At 62.7% G+C, this 23,213-nt stretch carries 17 protein-coding genes and 1 pseudogene; 9 read left to right on the top strand and 9 right to left on the bottom strand.

Features of this window, described 5'->3' with window-relative positions; genetic code table 11:
• The first annotated feature begins 55 nt into the window (after positions 1 to 55).
• Both ABIF91_RS37340 and ABIF91_RS37335 read left to right on the top strand, forming a co-directional pair.
• Positions 56 to 337 carry a hypothetical protein gene (locus tag ABIF91_RS37340; RefSeq protein ID WP_028178538.1) on the top strand — a complete coding sequence of 94 codons (282 nt, stop codon included), beginning with the start codon at positions 56 to 58 and terminating at the stop codon, positions 335 to 337.
• 98 nt (positions 338 to 435) lie between these two features.
• Positions 436 to 1,416: a DUF4424 domain-containing protein gene (locus ABIF91_RS37335; RefSeq protein ID WP_028178537.1), complete on the top strand. Its 981-nt coding sequence runs from the start codon at positions 436 to 438 to the stop codon at positions 1,414 to 1,416.
• Positions 1,417 to 1,423: 7 nt separating this feature from the next.
• Here the strand turns inward: ABIF91_RS37335 and ABIF91_RS37330 are convergent, their stop codons facing one another.
• From ABIF91_RS37330 to ABIF91_RS37290, 9 genes are read right to left on the bottom strand one after another with little or no spacing between them, the layout of a single operon-like run.
• The gene (locus ABIF91_RS37330) at positions 1,424 to 3,235 is read right to left on the bottom strand and encodes a serine/threonine-protein kinase (protein WP_028178536.1); all 1,812 of its coding nucleotides are present in this window, start codon (positions 3,233 to 3,235) and stop codon (positions 1,424 to 1,426) included.
• A complete protein-coding gene (locus ABIF91_RS37325; RefSeq protein WP_028178535.1) occupies positions 3,232 to 4,008 on the bottom strand; it encodes a PP2C family protein-serine/threonine phosphatase in 777 nt (258 codons plus the stop codon). The genes ABIF91_RS37330 and ABIF91_RS37325 overlap by 4 nt, the downstream gene beginning before the upstream one ends.
• A 6-nt stretch (positions 4,009 to 4,014) precedes the next feature.
• Positions 4,015 to 4,716 (bottom strand): type VI secretion system-associated protein TagF, encoded by a 702-nt coding sequence (tagF, locus tag ABIF91_RS37320; protein ID WP_028178534.1) that lies wholly within the window; start codon positions 4,714 to 4,716, stop codon positions 4,015 to 4,017.
• The gene (gene tssM / locus ABIF91_RS37315; RefSeq protein ID WP_284279237.1) at positions 4,713 to 8,264 is read right to left on the bottom strand and encodes a type VI secretion system membrane subunit TssM; all 3,552 of its coding nucleotides are present in this window, start codon (positions 8,262 to 8,264) and stop codon (positions 4,713 to 4,715) included. Before tssM ends, tagF begins: the two co-directional genes overlap by 4 nt.
• Positions 8,265 to 8,306: 42 nt before the next feature.
• Positions 8,307 to 9,839, bottom strand: a complete 1,533-nt coding sequence (gene tssL, locus ABIF91_RS37310; RefSeq protein WP_028178532.1) for a type VI secretion system protein TssL, long form — start codon at positions 9,837 to 9,839, stop codon at positions 8,307 to 8,309.
• Complete coding sequence (tssK, locus tag ABIF91_RS37305) at positions 9,836 to 11,173, bottom strand: type VI secretion system baseplate subunit TssK (RefSeq protein WP_026201979.1); 1,338 nt, start codon at positions 11,171 to 11,173, stop codon at positions 9,836 to 9,838. Before tssK ends, tssL begins: the two co-directional genes overlap by 4 nt.
• Before the next feature lie 47 nt (positions 11,174 to 11,220).
• The gene (gene tagH, locus ABIF91_RS37300; RefSeq protein WP_028178530.1) at positions 11,221 to 12,597 is read right to left on the bottom strand and encodes a type VI secretion system-associated FHA domain protein TagH; all 1,377 of its coding nucleotides are present in this window, start codon (positions 12,595 to 12,597) and stop codon (positions 11,221 to 11,223) included.
• A 12-nt stretch (positions 12,598 to 12,609) separates the two neighbouring features.
• Positions 12,610 to 13,149, bottom strand: a complete 540-nt coding sequence (locus tag ABIF91_RS37295) for a DUF6931 family protein (RefSeq protein ID WP_244430064.1) — start codon at positions 13,147 to 13,149, stop codon at positions 12,610 to 12,612.
• Between the two features lie 29 nt (positions 13,150 to 13,178).
• Positions 13,179 to 15,047, bottom strand: a complete 1,869-nt coding sequence (locus tag ABIF91_RS37290) for a type VI secretion system Vgr family protein (RefSeq protein WP_028178528.1) — start codon at positions 15,045 to 15,047, stop codon at positions 13,179 to 13,181.
• Positions 15,048 to 15,405: 358 nt separating this feature from the next.
• On the opposite strand from ABIF91_RS37290, the gene ABIF91_RS37285 reads away from it, so the two are divergent.
• The 7 genes and pseudogenes from ABIF91_RS37285 (at position 15,406) to tssG (ending at position 23,156) form a co-directional block, all read left to right on the top strand.
• On the top strand, positions 15,406 to 16,719 hold the full coding sequence (locus ABIF91_RS37285) for an ImpA family type VI secretion system protein (RefSeq protein ID WP_028178527.1): 1,314 nt from the start codon (positions 15,406 to 15,408) through the stop codon (positions 16,717 to 16,719).
• 123 nt (positions 16,720 to 16,842) lie between these two features.
• Positions 16,843 to 17,371: pseudogene (gene tssB, locus ABIF91_RS37280) on the top strand (type VI secretion system contractile sheath small subunit).
• A gap of 17 nt (positions 17,372 to 17,388) precedes the next feature.
• Positions 17,389 to 18,891, top strand: a complete 1,503-nt coding sequence (gene tssC, locus ABIF91_RS37275) for a type VI secretion system contractile sheath large subunit (RefSeq protein WP_028178525.1) — start codon at positions 17,389 to 17,391, stop codon at positions 18,889 to 18,891.
• Between the two features lie 50 nt (positions 18,892 to 18,941).
• Complete coding sequence (locus ABIF91_RS37270; protein WP_028178524.1) at positions 18,942 to 19,427, top strand: Hcp family type VI secretion system effector; 486 nt, start codon at positions 18,942 to 18,944, stop codon at positions 19,425 to 19,427.
• A gap of 183 nt (positions 19,428 to 19,610) precedes the next feature.
• The gene (gene tssE, locus ABIF91_RS37265) at positions 19,611 to 20,159 is read left to right on the top strand and encodes a type VI secretion system baseplate subunit TssE (protein ID WP_028178523.1); all 549 of its coding nucleotides are present in this window, start codon (positions 19,611 to 19,613) and stop codon (positions 20,157 to 20,159) included.
• A 1-nt stretch (position 20,160) separates the two neighbouring features.
• On the top strand, positions 20,161 to 22,128 hold the full coding sequence (gene tssF / locus ABIF91_RS37260; protein WP_028178522.1) for a type VI secretion system baseplate subunit TssF: 1,968 nt from the start codon (positions 20,161 to 20,163) through the stop codon (positions 22,126 to 22,128).
• Complete coding sequence (gene tssG / locus ABIF91_RS37255; protein ID WP_028178521.1) at positions 22,092 to 23,156, top strand: type VI secretion system baseplate subunit TssG; 1,065 nt, start codon at positions 22,092 to 22,094, stop codon at positions 23,154 to 23,156. Before tssF ends, tssG begins: the two co-directional genes overlap by 37 nt.
• The last annotated feature ends 57 nt before the right edge of the window (positions 23,157 to 23,213 follow it).

Below are 23,213 nucleotides of genomic sequence, written 5' to 3'. Positions count from 1 at the left end.
ATTCTATCACCGGACGGTGATAGCCCGAATGTCTTCAGCTTGCGGTGCAGAAATCATGGCCAAGAATAGATTTGAGCAGGTCAACGAGATCCAGCCCGACGCCATTACGCTGGTCCTGAAACGCGACGCTGACGGCGCCACCGGATCGGTTGTGATGCCGGCTGCCAGCAGCGGCGGGAGGCTGTCCAATGACCAGGTCAGCGCCCCGTTGCCGGCCCAGGACGCCTTTCGCGGCGCGATCCGGCTGGCCAATGACGTGAAGCTCGCGATCGTGGTGTGCGATCCGGACGGCGTCTGGAAGCCCGAATGGGGCGATCTTTACCAGGCCCTCGACTGATTCATTGCCGGGCGGACCGGCACATGTTGCGACGCCGTATGGAGACGAGCATGCTGAACGGACCCCTGCCCCGCGCGTCGTTGCGGGTCCGAGCCTTGATGGTCGCGCTGTTGGTTGCGACCAACTGGCCGGCACGAGCCAACGACTCGGCCGCCGAATTGTCGATCGGGGGGCTCCAGTTCGTTCGCACCCGCGATGTGGCCATGGAGAGCGAGGACCTGCGTATCGCACTCGACAGGATCATCGTTCGCTATCAGTTCGCCAACGTCACCACCAAGCCGGTCACGCTGACTGTGGCCTTTCCGCTGCCCGACATCGACCTGTTGGAGGCCGATAACATTGCGCTGCCGTCGAACGACCCGGTGAACTTCGTCGACTTCGAGACCAGGATCGACGGTAGCCCGGCGCCGCTGACGATTGATCAGCGCGCCATGATTGGCGACAAGGATGTCAGCGCACTGCTCCGCCAGCTCAAGCTGCCGCTGTTGCCCATCGGCAGCCGCGAGATCCGCGTGACCGACCTCCCGGCAGCAACCCGAACCCGACTTGTGGACGAGGGGCTATTGATGCCTGCCGGAATGAGCGACAACGGCCGTCAGCAATATGCTCCAGCCTGGGTCACCAGGACGTCTGCCGTGCGCCAGCAGGTGTTTCCGCCCTCGCGCACCGTTGTCGTCGAACACCAGTATCGGCCGAGCGTCGGCTCCAGCGCTGACACCATACTGCGCCCGGGCCTGCGCCGCAGCAACGCACTCGGCCCGGAAGTCGCGCGTTACCGGAAGGATTATTGCGTCACGGACGGGTTCCTTGCCGAGCTCGACAAGCGCGCCGGCGACGGCACGGCCAACACCGCCAAGCTGCAGGAGCGGCGCATTTCATACGTGCTCAAGACCGGCGCGAATTGGGCCGGGCCGATCCGGGCGTTCAAGCTGACCATCGACCCGGGTGGCAGCGACCGCATGGTCAGCTTCTGCCAGGGCCGGCTCAAGGCGCCCCCGACCGGAAACACGCTTGAATATACGGCAAGCGATTTCAAGCCGGATACCGACCTGAAGATCCTGGTGATCGGAAAATTCTGAGCGCCGATCAGTTCGTAAGCATCACGTAGCGCGCGGCCGCGGTGATCGTCACGTGGTTGCGCTGGGCGTCACTCAGCGCCTGCAGGAAGAACGTGTCGGCAGCGGTCGGTCGCGGCTGGCGCAACGAGTCCAGAACCTGCGGAGTCGCTACGGCCAAGATCAGCTGCGGACCGCTCGCGCGCGGGACCGGGAGAGAAAACGACAGCGAGTCAATACCCGGCTTCAGGAGGTAAGACAGGCTCTGCACCTCACCGCGATCCGTTACCACGAGCAATTCCACCACACGATTGGCGAAGTTCTCGATGGTGCCGTTGAGGGTTTCTCCAGCCTTCAGTTCCGTCGCTGACAGGGTGACGCGCGGCACTCGCACCTGATCGCTTCCCACCTGGCTCAAGAACTTGACGGCCGGGCACTGGGCCTGGGTCACCTGCCTGACACCGACCGAAGCCTCAAATCCCTGGTCCCGCCGAAACGCCTTGTCGAACGTATCGAACGGGGCCGTCGAGGCGCCGAAGCCTTCGATCACGGCGGCGGTTTGACTGACCGCAACCGGCAAAATGAAGAAGCAATCGCCGCCGGAATATTGAGTTACATATTTGCGGATGCGCTCGGCGCGTCCCTGCCCCTCGGCTGGCGGAGTGGGCGTTACCGCCGGCGGTGGTGACAGCTTCACCGGCTCCCGGCGTCCGGGCTGTGGTGCAGAGGGCTCGACTTTCGGCGGCGACATTGTCCCCGCGAGTTTCGGAGGCGGCGGCAAGCCCGCCACGCCAGGCGCCGACCAGACCAGCTTGTAGAAGGCATATCCACCCGCGCCCAACATGAGCAGCACCGCGACTGCGCTCGCATAGAGCCAGAGACTGCGCGGCCTCCTCTGCGCGGTTGAGGGCGCCCTGTCCTGCCAGGCCGGCGCCGCGCTTTCCGGCGGCGCCAGCGGATCGAAGCCGGACAGCGGCGCGGTGGATGTCTGAGGCGGACCTGTCGGCGTCCATTTGGCGACCTCCGCCATGGTCGCACGCAACGCCGGATCGGGCTGCAGCATCCGCTCCAGCAAAGGCCTGATGCGCATGTCTACCGCACCGAGATCGGGCACACGCCGGCGCTTCTCCACCAGTTGAAACTGGCTTCCGCCCATGTCGAGCTTCTGTCCGGTCAGCGCATGGAACAGCACGAGTCCGAAGCTGTAGACGTCGGACTTCGCTGTGATCTCGTTGCCGTACAGGCCGACCTGTTCCGGAGACGCGTAGTTGTCCTTGCCGGCGAAGCCCGAACCGATGATGGTCTTGTCACCCATCTGGGTCGATCGGGCGATACCGAAATCGATGATCTTGGCGCGTCTCACATCGTCGAGCGGCACGATGATGTTGTCCGGGGAAACATCGCGATGGATGATGCCGTGCTCGTGGGCGGCCTCAAGTCCCGATGCAACGCGCTGCATCAGCTTGACCAGCGCCTCGAAAGTCAACGGCCCTTCGTCGAGCATGTTCGAGAGCGAACGGCCGTTCACGAACTCCATCGCGAGATACGGTCGCTGCAGCACGGGCTCCACGGTGAACAGGAAGTAGCGAACGATCGCATCGTGCGGGAGATTGTGAAGCGCCGCTGCCTCCCGCCGGAACAGCGCGAGCGCGGCCTCGTTGTCGACCATGTCGGGCAGCAGCATTTTCACCGCAACCGGCGATCCGGTCTGGATCTCACGGCACTTGTAGACCTCACCCATGCCGCCCGCGCCGATCACAGCTTCGATCTCGTAGATGCCGTTGAGGCGGGTGCCGGGCGGCACACCGCGGTAGCCCGACGGGAATGGATCGTTGACGGTCATGGTTGCGGCTCCCGATCCAGCGGCGATCTTGTCGGTTCTGAGGATCGCGGCACCAGCAGTCGCACAACCACGATCGTCACGTTGTCGAGCCCTCCCCGATCAAGAGCCAAAGCGAGCATGTCATCGCAAGCCGCCTGCGAGTGCCGCGTGATCGCATGCTGCAGGATCTCGTCGTCCTGCACATGCTTGGTCAAGCCGTCGCTGCAGATCACGAAGACGTCTTCCGGCTCGGCCGGACCTGTCACGACCTCGAACTCCGGATCATCGGCGACGCCAACGGCCCGCGTAATGGCATTGCTCGGCCAGTCCTTGACGTCTTCGCGCGACACCGCGCCGCCGGCAATCAGTTCCTCCAGCTCGCTGTGATCATGCGATACCTGATTGATGCTGCCCCGGTTGACCAGGTAGACCCGGCTGTCGCCCGCCCATATGCAGGCATAATAGCCGTCGCGCACGAGCAGAACCGCCGCCGTGGTGCCGACGGTGGCACCCTGCCGCTCCTTGCTGAGCGACAGGATCTGCCGGTTCGCGTGGAACAGCCGCTCCTCGCACTGCGCCAGCAAGTCGGCGGCCGAGTCCGGCAAGCCGATCATGTCAAGCGACTGCACGACGATGCGGCTGGCGAGATCGCCGGCCTCGTGACCGCCCATACCGTCGGCAACGGCCCACAGGCCGACATCGGTCCGGACCAGGCACGAATCTTCGTTTCGGGTCCGCACCCGTCCGGCATGAGTGACGCTACCGACATCGAACAAGGAAGGGACATGCACCATCGCGCGTCACCCCGTCCCGGATGCTGCACGGCCGAGATCGCCGGTCAGCAGTGTGGAATAGTGAAATGGATCCGGCAATCCGCGGCAAGCGAGCGCCATTGATGGAAAGCCTTCGCCACCCGCGGTCCACCAGAAACTTGCCGCAGCATAGATCTGCGGATTGGCAGCGGAAAGCGCGGCAAAGGACTTGGTGAATGCGTCATCCGCTGAAACCGCTCCGACGGTCGTTGCGCCCAGTGCGATCATTTGCGGTTCGTCGGCGATCGGCGCCTGCGGTCGCGGCAGCGCGAGACGATCCAGGGCACCCGATATCTGCTCAAAGGTAGAAGTTTGATCCAGGGTCGAAAGCAGGAACGCCTCCGCCTGTCCGTACCATTCATCCTGAGGATCGACGCTCGGCGGCGGCAGTAAGGCGCTTTCGTCCGACACCGCATGCAGCGTCAATGGATAATACCGCCCCACCCCGTCGAGCGAAGGCATCATTGCCCCCGCCACCGTCGTGCCGCAGATGGCGGCGCCAAGCCAGAATCGCCAGACCGGTGCGGTCAGGAACGCCTGCTGCCAGCCCGGGCCAAGCTGATGACGACTGGCCGACAGCGCAGACTGCACCCATGGCTCCCAGGCTTCCAGGAAGCTGCGCGGGGTGGCGATCGCGATGAAATCACGCTTCGCGCCGATTTTGCCGAATAGCCCACAACGCATGGTCATATTCCGGTCGGGCAACGAAACTCGCGGAGCACCGACATGTTGAGGGGATTGCGCAACGACCCGGTCGAAATCTGATAGTTGAGCTCGCGCCCCGCGACGATGAAAGTCGCGCTGGCGGTTTCCGCTTTCACCACCAAGGATCCAGCCTCGAGCATCCGGAATAACGACCAGGGACCGATGCGCTCGAGCACGGACGGCGGCCCGATATCGTTGCTGACCGAAATTGCCGTCCGCGGCGACGGACCCGGCCAGAGGACGGTGGTCGGTGCGTTGCTCTGAGGCTGCGGCGGTGGTGGCGGAGGTTGCGGCCCGCCGAACATGGACGAAGCCGTGGGCGGGCCCGGCGTGACCGGGCTGGTGATCGTCGTACCGCCAATCTCGGTCTTGACCGTCACGCCCGGTCCGGATGCCCCGGGCGGCCGGATCGCGAACGACACCGCCGGCACGCCACCGCCGGTCTGGAAGAAGGCGTCGCGGACATAGGCCGCATTCTGGAACTGCTTGAGCGTGTCGGGCGAGAACGATCGGCCGACGGGACTCTCCTTGCGCCAGGTCCAATCTGATCGCGAAGTGTCGGCGTAAGACGCCAGGAACTGGGTGAAGAATTTGTCCATGACGCCGTTCGGACTGAAAAGCTTGGCGAAGTCGGCGAGTGGCACCTCCTGATTGCTGCCGCGGACGAACGGATATCGGTTGGTCACCGTCTGCTGGCAAACCGGCGTGACCTGATCGCGCAGCGCCTGCAGGATCTGTCCGGCAGTCGAGGCGGCAATGCTGCCCTCGAACTCCGCGGCGGCCGCACGCAGCATGTCGGAGAACGGCGGCGGCATGCGCGAGGCATTGTTGCGCAGGGCCGCAACCTGGCTCTGAAGCGAAGCGGTCGCCTGCGCGGTCAGTTGCGGATTCTCGATCATCAGCGTCAGATTCTGCGCGATGTCGTTCAGGTTGGCGATGGTCGAGTCGATCGGCCGGCGGGTGCTGTCGCCTTCCAGCACCGCATGGTATGGCTTGAACTGCGCTTCGATCGTCGTCCCGAGTGGTCCATCCTGTGCGTTGGTGAACAGTGGCGGCGCGGCCACGGCAGGCGTGGCCGTATTCGTCGCAGCGTTCGCCGGCTTCGGCCGTTCCTTGGTCAGCATCGTCTCGTCGCGCACCGATTCCAGGATTTGCCGCATCGGTGAGGTCGGCGCGGAAACCGCCCTTAGCACCTCGTATTTCGGCTTGTCGGCAAGCAGTTTCTTCAGACGCAAGCTGCCCAGCGCGGTTCGCCAAGTCGTGACAAACTCGTTGGAATAGATGTTCAAGAGGTCGCCGGCGAGGTTATCGTACTGCTGGTCGATGGCCGATTGCTGGCCGGCATCGCCCAGAACCCAGCGTTCCTTCTTCATGCGCTCCGACAAACCCGGCAGTCGGGCGACGAAGTTCTGCTGGAAGCCGTTATACGTGAAGAACTGGGGCACCCGCACAGCGTCCAGAGGCTGCCCCGTCGTGGTTTCGAACACGACCGCCATGTCAGGACCGCCGCGGCGGGCGGCGATCCAGTCGCCTGCAGTCGATGAGCGAGCCTCGGATTTCAGGAATTCGTAGGCGCGCTGCGAGACGCTCAGGCGCGCGAGCGAGTTCTGCGCCTGCTTGATCAGCCGGCCGTCCAGCTCGACAAGCGGGGGCTGCTCCGTCTCGAGGTCGAACATCGCCGTGAGGTTCTCATCGAGCAGGCGCCGTCCTTCTGCGTTGGTTGCACCGGGATAGAGGTTGTCCTGCCAGTCGCGCTGCATCCAGGAGCGGATCAGCTCGCGGTCCGGCGACTGCAGGCCGCCGAGCATCAGATAGACCTTCAGCGCCTCGTAGACGAACGCAGATTCGTTGATGCGCGTGTTGAGCTGCTCCTCCAAACGATACAGCAGGCGTGGCCTGAACATGCGCTCGAGCGCCGTATGATAGGCCGCCTTGGAGGGGGACATCAGCCGCGCGTGCTGGCTGAGCCCGTAACGGGCCGACAGGGGCACCGATTCGTTGCGCGATCCGTAGCCTGCCGGGGCGTTGCGCAGCCGATAGAGCAGTGGCAACACCTTGTCGAGATCATGATCGTCGATCAGCGTCTGCTTGATGAGAGGCGCTCCGGCGGCTGCATATTCGTTGTCCGCCTGCACACTCTGCTCGATCAAGTCGGAATTGCGCTTGTAGCTGGTCAGCCATCCTGCGATCAGCCCGATCGAGACCAGACCGATCAAGGATAGCGCTGCGGTTTTCAGGATCAGTGCGCGGCGCACCGCCGCACGGTCAGTCGAGACCCAGTCGGCCTCGCCGATGATGACCTTGGAAATGAGATCGGCGAGGAAATAGCTCTTGCCCGTCCCTGAATAGGATCCGGAACCGACCTCCTCCGCGCCGAACGTGCGCGCCAGCGACCCGATCAGTTGATCGATGGGCGTCCCTTGCTGCGTACCCGAGGTGAAGTAGAATCCGCGCAGGTTCGCGTTCACGTGGTAGCGCGTTGGCTCGAAGATCTGGTTGAGGAAGTCGTGGATCTGAGGCTTGAGCCGCGCCATCTGTGCCGAGAAGCCGAACAGTTGCACGCGGTGCTGCGGCGTCGGCTCGTCCTGCAGGCGGTCGAGTGTCTCCTCGCTCAGGCGCTCCAGCAGACGGTCGAACTCGACCGGTATCTGTCCCACCAGATTCTGGGTCTTGTCAGCGGTTTGGAATGTCGCGCCCCAGACCTGGCGACGGCCGGCCTCGCCGAGATAGGCGAAGTATTCGGTGAAGCCGGCAACGAGATCGGCCTTGGTAAATAGCGCGTAGACGGGGAAGCTGACCTTGAGCTTCTGATGCAGCTCGAGCAGGCGCATTCTGATGGCGTCGGCGTGAAGCGCGAGCTCCTGCTTCGGCAGCGTCAGCACGTCCTCGATGCTGATGGCGACCAGGACGCCGTTGATCGGCTGGCGTGACCGGCTCTTCTTTAAGATGTCGAGGAAGGCCAGCCAGCTTTCCTTATCGGCCTTGGCGTTGGAATCCTGAGTGGTATAGCGGCCGGCCGTATCGATCAGCACGGCCTCCTCGGTAAACCACCAATCGCAATAGCGGGTACCGCCGACCCCCGCGACCGCAGCCGGCGTCGCCCCGCGTGCGAGCGGAAATTTGAGCCCGGAATTGACCAGCGCCGTGGTCTTGCCGGCGCCGGGCGGGCCGATGATGACGTACCAGGGCAGATCGTAGAGATAGCTCGATTTGTTGCCGCTTGCGGTCTTCAGCGTGGCGAGCGCATCCTTCATGCGCTCCTTGAGAACCGGCTCATCGCTGACGGGCTGATCTGCCGCACTGATCCCGTCGGCGATCTCCTTGGCATTCTTGCGCCGCTTGAAGAAACTGAAGGCGGCGACGCCCGCCACGGCCGTGGTCAGCAGCAGAATCGCGATCTGGCGGATGATGTGGTTCTCGAGCGGATGCCAGTCGCCGAATGCAATGAAGGGACCTGCGAAATAGATCACGGCGCCGAGCGAGCTGAGCCCAACTCCGTAGAGAATGATGCGGATGATATCCTTGGCAAGCATTGATCGGTACCTGTCGCAAACCGCGTGAGCCGTGGAGCCTGCTTATTCGCTGCGTTCGATGAATATCTCGACACGCCGGTTCTTGGCGCGTCCGTCAGGCGTCGAATTGGGTGCGATCGGCGCGTCCGCTCCCTTGCCTTCAACGTCGAAGCGCGAACCATCGGTCAGGCCGGGCTTCAGCGCGGCGGCAACCGCCTTGGCGCGCTCGACCGACAGCTCGAAGTTCGAAGGGAAGCGCACGGTGCGGATCGGCGAGCTATCGGTGTGACCGACGACCCGGATTCGTCCCGGCTCCTTGTCGAGAGTTGCTGCGACGCGGGCCGCAACCGGCTTGAAGCCGTCGAGGACGGTGGCCTGGCCTGACGAGAACAACACGAGGTCACAGACCCTGATCACGATAAAGCTCGCGGTCTGGTCCGCAGTCATGGCGCAGGCGGTGTTCTCCTTGGCGAGCGCGTTGCGAATGCGCTGCAGCTGGGTGATACGGTCCGGCGGTGGCGGCGGAGGTGGTGGAGGCGGAGGTGCAATGACCTTGCGCTTGAGCTCGATCGGATCGCTCGGATGCAGCGCCAGAGCGACTTCGGCAGCGTTCTCCGCCCGGCCGGCCAGCAGCGTCCGCAGGACGAAATAGGACCCCGTCAATAGCGCGGCGGCCACGGCTGCCACCAGCCAGACCGGAACGCGGAGACGCTGCCGGCGACCGGCCAGCGCCTGCCCCCTCCAATTGGGCGACAGGTCGCTCACCGTCTTGGGACGAACCCGGCGCAACAATTCGTAGAGGTTGCGCTGGATCACCTGCAGGTTCGCAAGCCCGCCTGCCGACGTACGGTGGATGCCCTGGAAGCCGAGCGCGAGGCAGGCATGCTGCAGTTCGAGCACTGGATAGTTGATCAGCGGATCAACCTTCAAATGATCGAGGATCTCGAAGAAGCGGACACCACCCACACGCTCGCCGAAGAATCGGCTCAGCATGGAATATTGCGTCCAGACGTGGCGTTCATCGGTCGGGATGTGCTGCACGATATCGTCGGCGGTGGCGCAGAGGATGTATTTCGCCGTGTTGGCCTGATGCTCGGAGATCCCCGCCGAACGGATATCCTTCTCGAAGAACTTGATCGCGTCGGCGACCTGCTCCATCAGACTCGCGAATGACGCACGCATGAGCGCCACGCGCAACCGGCCAAGCAGTTGCAGCAAAGGGCCGGCCGCACGCATCACCGGATTGGCGTTTGGCGCCACCAGATCGTCGACGCGCAGCGGCGGTCCGGGCGGCAGCATCCCCTGCTGCACCGGTGCCTGCGCGGGTGTCGATATCCATTCCTCGGACGGCTGGCTGGTCGGCGCAGCGGCGTAGCTCGGGTGCTGCGGAATGGGAGAAGAGGATGACGGCGAGGAAGGCGCGGGCGCGCCGGGAGACGGCACAGGTGACGGCGAATAGCTTGGACGTGCTGCGGGCCCCTCGCCCGCCGGAGGCTGAGCGGCGGGCGCCGGCGGCAACCTCCCGCCGGGATTGGGACGAATGATCGTCCGCTCGCCCCGACCGAAAGGATTGACCGGCTTGTCCCTGTCGCTCATGGCCTGTCTTCCAGGATAGCCCAAAGGTACAGCTCAAGCTCCGGCCAGTCGCCGGAGAAATGCATCCCGATCGAGGCCGCCGTGCTGAACTCCGGCCATAGCGGCGACTTGCGATCGAGATAGAAATAGACGTGATCGGTGATGGCCCGGATGTGCGGCGGCGGGGTCGGCAGGTGCACCAGCGTCAACCCTGGCAAGTTGGCGTGCACGATCTCGTTCATCTTGGTGTTCGGGCCGACCTTGAACAAATGCGGGAAGTCGTTCTGGATCTCCACGAGCGGCCGCCGTGCGGCGACCTCCAGCACCAGGGTCGCATTCCGGAACAGCGCCCGATCGCGGATCGGCGACACGAACGCATTCTGGGCGCGCTCGATGATCTCCAGGCGGATCGCCCGCCGGCCCAGCCGCGCGCTCAGGAAGTCCTGGATGTCGCTCACCAGGGGTGTGAAGATATTCTCGAGGTCGTCGTGATCGTACGCCGGATAGTTGCGAGCACGGCGTTCTGGTGTGGCAAACGTCGCAAGCTCACCGGCAAACCTCAGCAGCTCCTCGTACAGCCGTTCCGGATGAACGCTGCCCGAACGCTGGAAATGGGTCAGCACGGGAATGGTCCGGTTCAGCACCTGCAGCACCAGATAGTCGACGCTCTGCAACCCGCCCCCGGACGACGGATCGACTGCGTAACGTGCCAGCTCGTCGAGCTTGGTCTCGACCCAGCCGATGATGCGATTGAGCCAGCCGTCGATGATGGGATGTGCGGCGCAGACCAGCATCGGTGGCACGAACTTGTCGTCGAACAGGATGTTCTTGTCGCGCACTTCCAGAATGCGCGCGATGCCGAGCCCCATGTATCCCGGCTTGCTGGTCTTGCGCAGTTCGAACGACAACCGCGGATAAGCGATGTCGATCTCTTCCTCGATGCGCAGCGCCGAGGTCGAATCGATGAAGGTCTCGGACGTGCGAACATAGCGACTGGCGCTGTCGGTGCGATCCTCATCAACCTCGCGGGTGTTTGGCGCGGCGATCGGCATCATCAGCCAGACGATCTGGCCGGCGGCAGAATCCGGCACCTCGATCGCTTCCGGAATCGGGCTGTCCGCGGGGATGTCGAACGGCGTTCCGTCCGGCATGACGCCGGACGCGTTGCGCACCGCGAACTTGCTCTGTTCGGTGAGGTCCTTGTCGATCTCGAGCTGGGCGAATCCCCAGGGGTATGGCGTTGTGTAGCGAACGCGCTTTTCCAGCAAATGTTCGATATAGCGATCGTTCTGCTGCAGATGGTGCGGCCGCAGAAACAGTCCTTCTGACCAGAAAACCTTGCTGTACCAAGACATTCCTACATCCACTCAGCAGAGTTTGGCGACCGCGTGGTCGCCGATAGTCACTTTGAGCCGCCCTTGTCGGCGCGGTCGTAATAGTCCGAAAAATGCAACATGAAAGTATCGATCGGCGCGCTATTGTCGCGGCCGAGATGCGCCTTCCAGCGCGTCAGGAATTCGTCCCAGAGTTTGCCCTTGTTCGAGCCGAACCAGGAGTTTGCGCCGCGCTGAAGCTCGAGCTCGCGCGCCATGAGCGTCGGATCGATGCCGGCGACGAGCTCGTGGACGGCGTGCTGCATCGCCATGTACGTCTTCAACTGATGCGATTTGAGGTCGCTGAAGCCCTGCGCGAAGGCTCGTTGCGCGTCGAGATAGCTGCGCGTCCGCGGCCCGAACAATACGCGCATGGCCTCTTCCGAAGTCGGCGAGAACTTCAGCGGGTTGTTCTCCACGGCCTGGACAGTCGTCTGGCTGGTGCTGCGGGTCAGCTGCTTGGCCTGAGTTCGCGCCTGCAGCAGCGCCATCAGATTGTCTACGGTCATGCGCAAGATCGTGCCGAGCTGTTCGGCGAGCTCCGCGTCGGTCTTGTTGGCAAAGAAATTGTCCGGCAACCCCGCAGCACGTGCCACCAGCCGCGCGAACTCGGTGCCGCCGACCGGCTTGGCCGCGGCTGGCCCTTCGCCTACCACTTGTGCCGGGCGGGATTGCTCAATGGGTGGCCGGGCCGGCGATGGCGGCGGCTGGACGGGGGCTGTTTCATCATCGGTCCACACCAATGGCCGGCGCGGGGTCGGCATGGCGGGTGGTGTCTCGACCAGTGCTCTCGGCGTCGCGGCCGGGCCGGCCACCCAGCTCATGTCGTCCTGCGCATCGGGCTGGTGCGGAGGCGTTGGCGATGGACGTCGAAACGGATCCACTCCCGGCGCCGGGACGCTCGCGGCCCAGTCCAGAAACTCCGGATTGATCGGCCGCGCCGCCTCGCGTGGGTTCTTCAGCTGCTGCGGATCGATCGGCGGCGGCACGTCGCGGTCGGCCGCCCAAAGCTCCTGGTACCCGGCATGCTGCTGGACGGGAGAAGCGCGCGGTTGCGCTTCGCGGTCCGGGACGCGCCCGCCCGCCTCGTCCTCCAGTGAAACTCCGATGATGTAGTGGCCAATGGTAAGTCGATCGCCGTCGCGCAACCGGTGCGGCCCCCGGATGCGCTGGTCGGCGCCATTGAGAAAAGTGCCATTGGTCGAGACGTCATGCAGCCAATAGGCGCCGTCGCGAAAATGCACCTCGCAATGCTTTCCGGAAATCATCCGCGTCGGATCGGGCAACGTCCAGTCGAGGTGACGGTCCCGGCCAATATCGACCGAACGCCTGCCGGTGACCGAAAACGATACAGGGCCGCCGTCAGGAAGGTTCGGTTCGTTCTCGATATTGAAGCGAAGCACCATCTCATCGTCTCGTCAGCGCGGAGGGCGCGGTTCGCCGCGTGCCAATTGAATACCATCCTCCAGGCATGCCGTCATTATCCGGTCCCGGGACTCGCGGGGCAGCCGGCAAAGGGCGATCAGCAGGGCCGCCCGCACCGCGCGCGCGGCTTGGTCGGGCTTGGCCTCGACCGGCGCAAATTCTGCCGGAACCACGCTTCCGCCGGACCATCCGGCCGCCAGCGCCAACCATGTCGCCGGCTGCTCGGGATCGTTGGCATTGCCGACCGCCAGCGCCTTGTTCCGGGATTGCTCGTCCGGCTGCCGGACCCAGGTCTCCACGAAATTCAGCGACCTGCTGTCGTTGGCGTCGAACTGGTCGAACATCCGTCGCAACGAGCGGCATCCCCAGGCAACCGCCACGCGCCTGGGCAGCAGATAGGCGCAGAAAGAGACGGCTCCGTGCCAATTGCGCGCATCGGTGGCGTCCTGAAGGAAGTCCAGCGAAGGCTTGTCGACTTCGGCCTTTCCGACATCGTGGCGCGCCATCGGATAGGCCTGAAACAGATCCTGCACCGTAGCGAACCGAGCCTGGCTCATAGCGGTCAGCCGACAAGAGTTGGCAGGCCGTGGGCGCCCAGCGGTCCCCCGGCTGCGAGTGCCATGGCGCCCTGCGCCGTCATCGCGATAGTCGGCGCGTTGATGACGATACCTGCAGGGGTCAGGATGATCTGGCTGGGGCCAACCTGCAGGGTGATGTTGACGTTCGCCATGAGCGTGATGGACAGGCCTGCGGTGACGGACTGATCCATCGTCATTGTGATATGCTGGCCGCCCAGCGCGATGTCGAGCTTGTCGTTGCCGTTGACGAGCGTGGTCTTGCGGGTGTCACCACCGAGTGCGGCTTCGCCGATGGTCCGCGTCTCGGTGTCGCGGACCGTCACGTCGTGGTCCTTCTCGGCGTGCACCGTGATCTTCTCGGAGCCCTTCTTGTCCTCGAAGTTCCACTCGTTGTAGCCGCCGCCCCCCTTGGTGGAGTCCGATTTCAATCCCGCGATCGTCTTCTTGGACGGCAGATCGTAGGGCAGCTTGTATTCGTCGTTATACACCGTGCCGATCACCAGCGGCCGGTCCGGATCTCCTTCCAGGAATTCGACGACCACCTCCTGTCCGACGCGCGGAATGATCTGACCGCCCCATTTCTTGCCGGACCAGACCTGGGCGACGCGCAACCGGCATGACCGCTTTTTCTTCCGGTCCCAGAAGAACCGGACATAGATTTCGCCGAGATTTTCGACGTCGATCTCCTCGCTGGAATTGTCGTCCTTGGTCACCACCTTGGCGGTCTGGACGCCGTTGATCCTCGGCTTCGGCGTCAGCATCGGCGCGCGGAACGGCCGATCGCTCGGCAGAAACTCGTAGCTGCCGAAATAGACGTGTTGGCCGGCGTCGCTCGGGCCGCCGGTGCGATAGGATTCGATCGAGAACGAATGGGTGGCTCGCACCACGAGATATTCGACGTTCTGCGAGTCCTTGTGGTGCTTTTCGAGCTTGGTCAGTCCGCCGGGGAACAGGTTGACCGCGTCGCCGTTGCCACGCCGCCGCCGGTCCATGGCCTGTTCGGACTGGAGCTGGATCTTCGCGTAACGCTCGCCGTCGGATTTCTCCTTGAACTTGCCTGGATAGTCGTAGAACTCCATCTCCGACCGCGTGTAGTGCTCGTTACCCTTGGCGTCGCTGATCATCTGCGCGTTGGGCTTCTGGTAGTTGTAGTCGTTGAGCTCAACCTTGCCGGTCCGAAACCGGCGCTCCGAGACCCATTCGTAGATGTGTTGCTCGCCGCGCCGGTCGGCTCCCGTCAGCGGAATATAGGGTATCGTGGCAAGACCGTTGATCGGGCTGTGCGACGATTTGGAGTCCGCCAACACCAGCGTGTGCTTGCCGCCCTCGTGCTTGAAATAGTAGTAGATGCCGTGCTGTTCCATCAGCCGGCAAACGAAATTCAGATCGGTCTCCCGGTACTGAACGCAATATTCGAGCTTCGGACAGGAGCCCTCTTCGGTCAGCTTGGATTCATAGTCGGTGAAGCCGCGATCGTTGAAGACCTCCTTGATGATGTCGGGCGCCTTCTTGTCCTGCCAGATCCGGCAATCGGTGGTTCGCGACAACAGCCATAGCCAAGGCCTCAGTACGATCCGATAGCTGAAATAGTCGTTCTTCACCCCCAGCCATTGGGCCTCGGTGAGAATGCCGCTGAACTCGCGTTCCTTTTCGTGCAGCTTGATGGTCAGCGTACATTGCTGACCGATCGCACGGTCGAAGTCGAGATCGGCATCCTCGCTGAGACACTCGATGCGATATTCGAAGAGTTCGCTAAGTCCTTCCGAAGCCTCGTATCCGACGAAAACCAGAACGTCTTTGCCGAGAGGCGTCTTGAGCTCGCAGAGGCGGGTATCCTGGGTAAGCTGGCCCATGTGGGCGTTAACTCCCTCTTCGTCCGCGTGATCGGCACAAGTGCAGATCAGGCGTCATGCAAGAACCACGGAAATCCCTTCTGCCGCTGACAGGGCCGGCAAGTCCGCCCCGAGGGTGGGTGGCCCTTCTGACGCGCCACGGCAGCCGTCCAAAGAACCACCTCGCCCCTCAAGTATAGTCGCCTCCAAGAGCTTGCCGGTTCACGCGAAACTGTCATGATCGTTTGGGGAATGAACCAGGGCCATCATGGATCTGACCTATCAAGGCAATCAGGTCATGATCTTCCCCTGCCCGATCCGCTGGACGACACGGGCTTCGGCAGAGGGGCGGATGGCTTAGGAGACGGACGATCCTCGCATGCTCGACGTCGCATCCCTCACCCAGGCCATAGCGGCCGATGATCCCTGCGGGCCGGACCTCGACGCCGCCGGCGACATCCAGTACCTCAACTTTTTCGCAGGTGCAGAATCCCTGCTGCCGATGTCGTATTTCGAGGTCGTCAACGCCAATGGAGAGCGCGGACGTTTCGATCCGAGGGCCGTCGATATCGCGGGCCAGTTTGAGGCCGTACGGCCCCTTCTGGCGCGCACCCGCGATCTGCGCCTGAACATGCTGCTGGCCAAGTTCTCCATCCTCAACCGGGATCTCGACGGCTTTCTGAATTGCCTGAAGGCGACCAGCACGCTGCTGAGGGATCAGTGGGAAGCGGTGCATCCGAGGGCCCAGGACGGCGACTATGCGCTTCGGGCCGTTACAGTCGAAGCGATCGATGTGTTTCCAACCGTGATCAACCCCCTCCAATTCCTTCCGCTGATCGAGAACCGCAGGCATGGCAGCCTCAATTATCGGGCCTATCAGGTCGCCAAAGGCGAAATTGCTGCCGGCGATGCCGACGCGGGCGGCCCCGATCTAGCGACCATCGAGCGCATCATCGGCGATACCGATCTCGACACCCTCAAGGCCGTGAGTGCCCGGTGCTCGGCGGTCGCGGCTGAAATTTCAGGCCTCAAGGCGATCTGGCACGAAAAGTTGAACACGGGTCAACCCATCAGCCTCGATCGAGTCTCCGGAGTCGTAAACGGTATGGCCGCGTGGCTTGCGGGTCTTGTCACGGAGCGGGATCCCGCCGCAGTGGCCGCGCTACCGGACGATGCCGCACCGGTTGACGCGCAAGCGCCACTGGAGACGACCGGCGCGCTGGCTTCGTCAGCACAGGCCACCGCAGCACTTGCGGCCGTGGCGGACTATTTTTCCCGAATGGAACCGTCCAACCCGGCGCTGTTGCTGGTGCGCCAGGCGCAGGAAATGGTCGGCAAGTCATTCATCGAGGTGATGCGGATGCTGGTGCCCACCCACGTGGAGAGCGCCGCGATCAACATCGGGCGCGACAAGGTTTTCGACCTGCCGATCGAACGGATGGCGGAGCTCGCCATAACACCCTCATCCACGGTCGAGAACGCATCTCAAGATGTTGTTTTTTGTGTAGAAAACAGAACTCAAGCTCTGGGCCTGCTGGCGAAGGTGGCGGCATTTTTCCGAGCCGCAGAGCCGTCCAGCCCGATCCCTTTTTTGGTCGATCGCGCGCGCGATCTCGCGCAGCGAGACTTCCTCAGCCTCTTGAATGACGTCCTGCCCGAGGGGACGCTCAAGACAATCGACAAATCGCATTGAACCCGCTTTTCGCTCGACGGCACTAACAGGACATAAGGAAGCTTGTCGACCGCGAGTTGAGCCGCCTTATCAGCCTGCGTCGCGCAAGTCGGTTTCCAAAGCGATTTTGTAGAGAGGGCAGCCATGGCTACGGACAGCGGTCAAAAATTCATTCGGCGAAACCGCGCACCGCGCGTGCACATCACCTACGAAGATCCCTACGACGCCGAGCGGCTGATCGAGCTGCCGTTTGTCATGGGTGTCCTCTCCGACCTTTCCGGCAACAACGCCGGCGTCGAGAAGTCCAAGGTCGAGGAGCGCAAATTCCTCGAGTTCGACATGGACAATTTCGACAACCGCATGGCGGCAATTCAGCCCGGCGGTGACGACACGCGTGGCCAATCGTCTGGGCGATGCGCCCGACGAGAAGATTTCCGTCGCCCTGCGCTTCAACAAGATGGCCGACTTCTCACCGGTGGCGGTCGCCCGGCAAGTTCCAGCCACGGCCAAGCTGCTGGAGGCCCGCGAACAGCTCGCCAACCTGCTGCGCTACATGGACGGCAAGGTGGCCGCCGAGGATCAGTTGAAAAAGCTTCTCAGCGATCCGCAACTGATGGCCGCGCTGCAGGAGCGCGCAGCCAGCCAGCCGACCGAACCCGACGTTGAGAAATAAGGGAAGGACTGGGGACCATGGCAAAAGAAGCTGGTCAGAAAGCAACCGTTACTCAGCTCGGGACCGTCGAGGCTGACGAGTTCGCAACCCTGCTGAAGCAAAGCTTCAAGCCTCGCACTGAACGCGCGGCGACCGAAGTCGAGAACGCGGTATCAACGCTCGTCCAGGAAGCGTTGAAGGACACCAGCGTCATCAAGTCCGACGTCCTCGACACCATCGAGGAGATGATCGCGCGGATCGACCAGAAGCTCACCGCGCAGATGAATGAGATCCTCCACGCACCGGAGTTCCAGGCGATCGAAAGCGCCTGGCGCGGTCTGCATTACCTCGTCTTCAACTCCGAGACGGACGCCAATCTCAAAATTCGCGTGATGAACGTCTCCAAGAGTGAGCTCTATCGCAACCTCCGGCTTTACCCGGACGCCCGCTGGGATCAGAGCCCGCTGTTCAAGCAGGTCTACGAGTACGAGTTCGGCCAGCTGGGTGGCGAGCCGTTCGGCTGCCTCATCGGAGACTACTATTTCAGCCATCTGCCCACCGACGTGCAGTTGATGCGCGATCTCAGCAAGATTGCCGGCGCGGCACACGCCCCCTTCTTCGCCGGGGCCGAACCCACTCTGATGGGAATGGATTCGTGGACCGAACTGTCCAATCCGCGCGATATCGGCAAGGTGTTCGACACGCCGGAATATGCGGCATGGAAGGGTCTGCGCGACCAGGATGACTCACGCTATCTCGGTCTCTGCATGCCGCGGGTACTGGGTCGCCTCCCCTACGGCGCCAAGTCTGAGCCTGTGGAGGAGTTCGCCTTCGAGGAAGAAACCGACGGGCATACCGGCGACAAATACGGCTGGATCAACGCCGCCTACGCGATGGCAGTCAATATCAACCGTGCCTTCAAGGAGTTCGGCTGGTGCACGCGCATCCGCGGCGTGCAGTCCGGCGGCGAGGTCATCAACCTGCCGACGCACACGTTCCCGACCGACGACGGCGGCGTCGACCTGAAATGCCCGACCGAGATCGCCATTAGTGATCGTCGCGAGCACGAACTTGCAAAGGCGGGCCTTATCCCGCTGATCCATCGCAAGAACACCGACAAGGCGGCCTTCATCGGTGCGCAGTCGCTCTACAAGCCGAAGAAGTATTTCGGCGAGAAAGGCGTGGATGCAACCGCGTCCGACAACCTATCGTCACGTCTGCCCTACATGTTCGCAGTGTCTCGCTTTGCGCACTATCTGAAGTGCATGGTTCGCGACAAGATCGGATCCATGAAGGAGAAGGATGAGCTGACGGTCTGGCTGCAGACCTGGATCAACGAATACGTTGATGCCAATCCAGCCCTGTCGTCAGAAGCTCAGAAAGCGCGCAAGCCGCTGGCCGCTGCGAAGGTTGAGGTCATAGCAAACGAGGAGAACCCGGGATACTACAACGCACGCTTCTTTCTCCGTCCCCACTTTCAACTTGAAGCGATGGACGTCGGCCTCAGCCTTGTCTCGCGCCTGCCGGGCCCGAGCTCCTGACGTCACGTCATCACGACCTTCAATATCAAGATTTTTGAGAGGACTATGCTATGGCTGTCGATATTTTCTTGAAACTCGATCCGATCAAGGGCGAATCGAAGGACGACAAACATCCTGACGAAATCGATGTCTTGAGCTGGTCTTTCGGCGAAAGCCAGACCGGTACATTCCACAGCGGATCCGGCGGCGGCGCCGGCAAGGTCAGCGTCCAGGATCTCCACTTCACGCACTTCGTTGACAAGGCCACGCCGGAACTGTTCAAAGTCTGCGCGAATGGCAAGCACATTGATACCGCGATCCTCACCGTTCGCAAGGCCGGCGAGAACCCACTGGAATATCTCAAGATCGAGATGAAGCACGTTCTGGTCACCAGCGTGTCGACCGGCGGGTCGCACGGCGAAGAGCGTCTCACCGAGAACGTGAGTCTGAACTTCGCGAAGGTCAAGATGACTTACAAGTCCCAGACGGAGAAGGGCGCCGCCGGCGCGTCGCCGACCTTCGGCTGGGACGTTCCTGCCAACAAGGAATGGGCTTGAATCTACGGATCCTCGTCTGGCGCCGGTTACCGATAGCGGAAACCGGTGCCATGCGACGCGATCCCGCCCGCACCTTTCGGGCTATCCCGGTTTTCGGGCTGGACGCTTGATCACGGCAGGTCTCGCCGGACGCCAATTGCCGCCCCCGAAGCTGCATATGCGCCGGCCGACATGGGGACCGGAATGACGCTTACGCCAAAAAAGGATCGGCTTTCTCCTCCGCTCATGCTGGCCTTTCGTGCGGCTCACGAGGCACGTGATGCGCGCAAGGAGCTCAATCTGCGCGACCAGTCCGGTGAACGGATCATTGCAGGCCGGCGCAGCACGGGACGCCATCCGATCTCGGAAACATTGCTGCGGCGCGAGGTCTCCCATGACCTCGAAACGCTCCTCAATACGATCGCTCTGGAATCAACGCTGGACATGACCGGCCGGGATTGCGTGCGAATGTCGATCCTGAACTATGGCTTTCCCGATATTGCCAATCGTTCGATCGACGAAGTCACTGACGATGAACTCAGCAACGCGCTGCGCGAGACCCTGACGACTTTTGAGCCGAGGCTCGATCGCAAGACAATCCGCGTCCGCCGCGACGGCTCGGTCGGCCCTGAGCAGCTCAAGCTGCGCTTCATCGTTCACGCCGACATGAAAGCCGAACCGCTCAACGTTCCCGTGGAATTCGTCGCCGACGTCGAGCTCGACAGCGGCGATATTCAGATCAACCGACTTTAGCATGAACCGCGAATTCCTGGACTTCTACAATCGTGAACTGTCACTGCTGTACGAGCAGGCGGGAGACTTCGCCGAAGAATTCCCCGGAATCGCGGAACGCCTCGGCGGCCTGATCCGGGATCGCTCGGATCCGATGATCACCGGCCTGCTGGAGGGGGCCGCGTTTCTCGCCGCCCGCGTTCAGCTGAAGCTCAAGCACGAATTTCCGGAATTCACCGCAAACCTGCTCGAACAGCTGGTTCCGAACTATCTTGCCCCGACTCCGTCGGCCATGCTGGTCGCGGCGCGTCCACCCTATGCCGATCCGGCGCTGCGCGACGGCAAGAAGATCGCGCGCGGCGCGTATTTCGACGCCACGTACCGCGAGAGAGAACGAAGCCTCGCCTGCCGATTTCGACTTTGCCGCGATATCGTGCTCTGGCCGTTCGACCTCAGCGGCGCCGAGTACTTTTCGACAGCCGGCGCACTGCAGGCACTCGGGATACCGGTCGGCGGCGATGTCATAGCAGGACTGAGACTTTCGCTGACCCACCGTACTGCTGCCCGGCTCGATGAGGAACCGCCCGACACCGAGGCCCGGACCAAACCGGAAACCTGGTTTGCAGGCTGCCGCGTGAGCGAGCTCCCGATCTACCTCGCCGGCGCGGAATCGGATTCCATCGCGCTTTACGAGCAATTGATCTCGAATTGCAGGGGTGTCTACTTCCGCCATCTCGACGACTTCGGCGATCCCGTGGTGACGCGTGCGCCGCTCGACTGCGTTCAACAGATCGGCTTCGATGAGAACGAGTCGCTGTTTCCAAACGATAATCGGATCTTCCGAGGCTCGGAGCTGCTGCGGGAATATTTCGCATTTCCGCGCAAGTTCCTCGGGGTCAACCTGACCGGACTTCGCAGCGTGATGCCGCGGCTGCGCAGCAAGTCGATCGACATCGTCTTCGCTTTCGATGAACACAATTCCCGGCTTGCCGCCGCGGTGCGTCCCGACAGCTTCAAGCTCTATACTGCGCCGGCGATCAATCTGTTCGAGAAGACGAGCGATCGTATCCCCGTCAAATCGAATACTCACGAATACCACGTGGTGCCCGATCGTAGTCGCTATCTCGAATACGAACCGCACCAGGTGATCGAAGTCTACGCGCACCTTCCGGCGGAGAAGGACAAGCGGCTGGTGCGCCCGCTGTATTCGGCTGCCGTCGACCCGACCAGCGGATCGGTCGAGGGTCTCTATTTCACCGTCCGCCGCCTGCCTCGACGCCGCACGATGGAGGAGAAGACGTATGGCTCATCGTCCGACTACACCGGGACCGACATGTTCCTGTCACTGCTCGAGCCCGGTGAGCTGAGCGGAGAAAACCCCGTTGCCGAACTCAGCGTCCGGGCGCTGTGCTCCAATCGGCACCTCACGGAGCACCTGCCGGTTGGCCACGGCGGCGCCGACTTCCGCCTGCTGGATGATACGTCCCTCGATCTGGTGTGCGTCGCAGGTCCCACACGTCCACGGGAGCCGGTAGTGGCTCAGTTGCGCAGCCGCAGCGAGATCGCCAATAGCGGAGTTGTCAGTTGGCGGCTGATCAACATGATGAGCCTGAACTACCTTGGCCTTGTCGAGCGTGGTGGCGGCAAGAACGCCGGGGCGCTGCGCGAAATGCTGTCCTTGTTCGCCGACCAGTACGACGACGCCACGGAACGTAAGATCCGCGGCGTGCGTACGATCGAAAGCCGGCCGGTGGTGCGGCGGGTGCGAGAGCGCACGGGTAGCGGCGCGGCGCGCGGGCTGGAGATCAGCGTCGTACTCGACGAGAAGGCTTTCGAGGGGAGCGGCGTGTTCTTGCTCGGAGCCGTACTGGAACGATTCTTCGCCGACTATTCGGGCTTCAACACGTTTACCCAGACAGTCATCTCCACGCCGGAACGCGGCGAGATCATGCGGTGGCAACCGCGCATGGGCACGCGGAGACCGTTGTGACGCTGATCGACCAGATGAAGTCCGAACCCTGGCGGTTCGATTTCTTCAATACGCTGCGCCAGCTGGAGCGAGCCAACCGGGATCGACCGCGGATCGGTGACAGCGCCGCTCGCCGCGAGGAGTATGTCGACCTCGGTCAGGTCCCCTATCTGGAGTTCCCCGCCTCCAATCTTGCAGCTGTTGACGACCAGAACGGCCGGCTCAGGATACTCGTCAAGTTTCTGGGTCTGCTCGGGCCGCAGGGCGCGCTGCCGCTTGCCACCACCGATGAAAGTCTCAGCTGGTGGCTGATGCGGGATGACGCTTTCCCGCGATTTCTCGACCTGTTTAACGGGCGCTTCCTGCAGCTGTTCTTTCGCGCCTGGGCCGATGCGCGGCCGATCGCGCAGCACGATCGGCCGGCAGAGGATCGCTTCATCGCCTATGTCGGCTCCTTCGCGGGCCTAGGCTCCGACGTCTTCGCCAATCGGGACACCGTACCGGACATGGCAAAGCTCGGCTTCGCCGGGCTTGTCGCCCCAAGGGCGAAATGCGCGTCACGGCTGACGCGGTTCCTGCAGGGGCTGTTCGATGTCAAAGTCGAGATCGACGAGTTTGTCGGGACCTGGCTCGCGTTCGACCCGAGTCACTGCAGCCGGATCGGGCAGGCCCATGCCAGCCTCGGTCGAGACGCTCTGCTCGGCTCGCGGGTGTTCAGCGTCGAGGACAAGATCAGGGTTCGGGTCTTCGTCAAGAATTTTGCTCAATACGAGCAGTTTCTGCCGACCGAAAGCCGCAACTTGTCGGAGCCGCTGGCGGACGCCGTCTTCTTTTATATCGGCGACGAACTGGAGTGGGAGGTTGAACTCGCCATTCCAGCGGGAGAGGTCGCCCCGGTCAGACTCGGTCAGAGCGGACGACTTGGGTGGACCACCTGGGTCTCGCCGAACTGGACGTCCACGGAAGAATATCGCCGCGATGCCCGCTTTCAGCTTGGCGAGCGCTTGAGAGCCCGTCGGAGCAGCGCAGCGGATGCCGCGGCGATTTGAACCTATCGGCCGCCCCTGTCGTCCTAACATCATGGGATTCGAGGCAATTCCGCCAGG

Source organism: Bradyrhizobium sp. USDA 241, from assembly GCF_049739505.1.
Taxonomy (GTDB): domain Bacteria; phylum Pseudomonadota; class Alphaproteobacteria; order Rhizobiales; family Xanthobacteraceae; genus Bradyrhizobium; species Bradyrhizobium liaoningense.
This window is presented reverse-complemented; position numbering and strand designations above follow the sequence as displayed.

Bases quoted from the DNA above. Each gene is read 5' to 3' on its own strand.
- tssC (WP_028178525.1), top strand. From the start codon at position 17,389: ATGGCAAAAGAAGCTGGTCAGAAAGCAACCGTTACTCAGCTCGGGACC.
- tssE (WP_028178523.1), top strand. From the start codon at position 19,611: ATGACGCTTACGCCAAAAAAGGATCGGCTTTCTCCTCCGCTCATGCTG.
- tagH (WP_028178530.1), bottom strand. From the start codon at position 12,597: ATGGTGCTTCGCTTCAATATCGAGAACGAACCGAACCTTCCTGACGGC.
- ABIF91_RS37285 (WP_028178527.1), top strand. From the start codon at position 15,406: ATGCTCGACGTCGCATCCCTCACCCAGGCCATAGCGGCCGATGATCCC.
- tssL (WP_028178532.1), bottom strand. From the start codon at position 9,839: ATGAGCGACAGGGACAAGCCGGTCAATCCTTTCGGTCGGGGCGAGCGG.
- ABIF91_RS37325 (WP_028178535.1), bottom strand. From the start codon at position 4,008: ATGGTGCATGTCCCTTCCTTGTTCGATGTCGGTAGCGTCACTCATGCC.
- ABIF91_RS37330 (WP_028178536.1), bottom strand. From the start codon at position 3,235: ATGACCGTCAACGATCCATTCCCGTCGGGCTACCGCGGTGTGCCGCCC.
- tssF (WP_028178522.1), top strand. From the start codon at position 20,161: ATGAACCGCGAATTCCTGGACTTCTACAATCGTGAACTGTCACTGCTG.
- ABIF91_RS37335 (WP_028178537.1), top strand. From the start codon at position 436: ATGGTCGCGCTGTTGGTTGCGACCAACTGGCCGGCACGAGCCAACGAC.
- ABIF91_RS37340 (WP_028178538.1), top strand. From the start codon at position 56: ATGGCCAAGAATAGATTTGAGCAGGTCAACGAGATCCAGCCCGACGCC.
- ABIF91_RS37290 (WP_028178528.1), bottom strand. From the start codon at position 15,047: ATGGGCCAGCTTACCCAGGATACCCGCCTCTGCGAGCTCAAGACGCCT.
- ABIF91_RS37270 (WP_028178524.1), top strand. From the start codon at position 18,942: ATGGCTGTCGATATTTTCTTGAAACTCGATCCGATCAAGGGCGAATCG.
- tssK (WP_026201979.1), bottom strand. From the start codon at position 11,173: ATGTCTTGGTACAGCAAGGTTTTCTGGTCAGAAGGACTGTTTCTGCGG.
- tagF (WP_028178534.1), bottom strand. From the start codon at position 4,716: ATGACCATGCGTTGTGGGCTATTCGGCAAAATCGGCGCGAAGCGTGAT.
- tssM (WP_284279237.1), bottom strand. From the start codon at position 8,264: ATGCTTGCCAAGGATATCATCCGCATCATTCTCTACGGAGTTGGGCTC.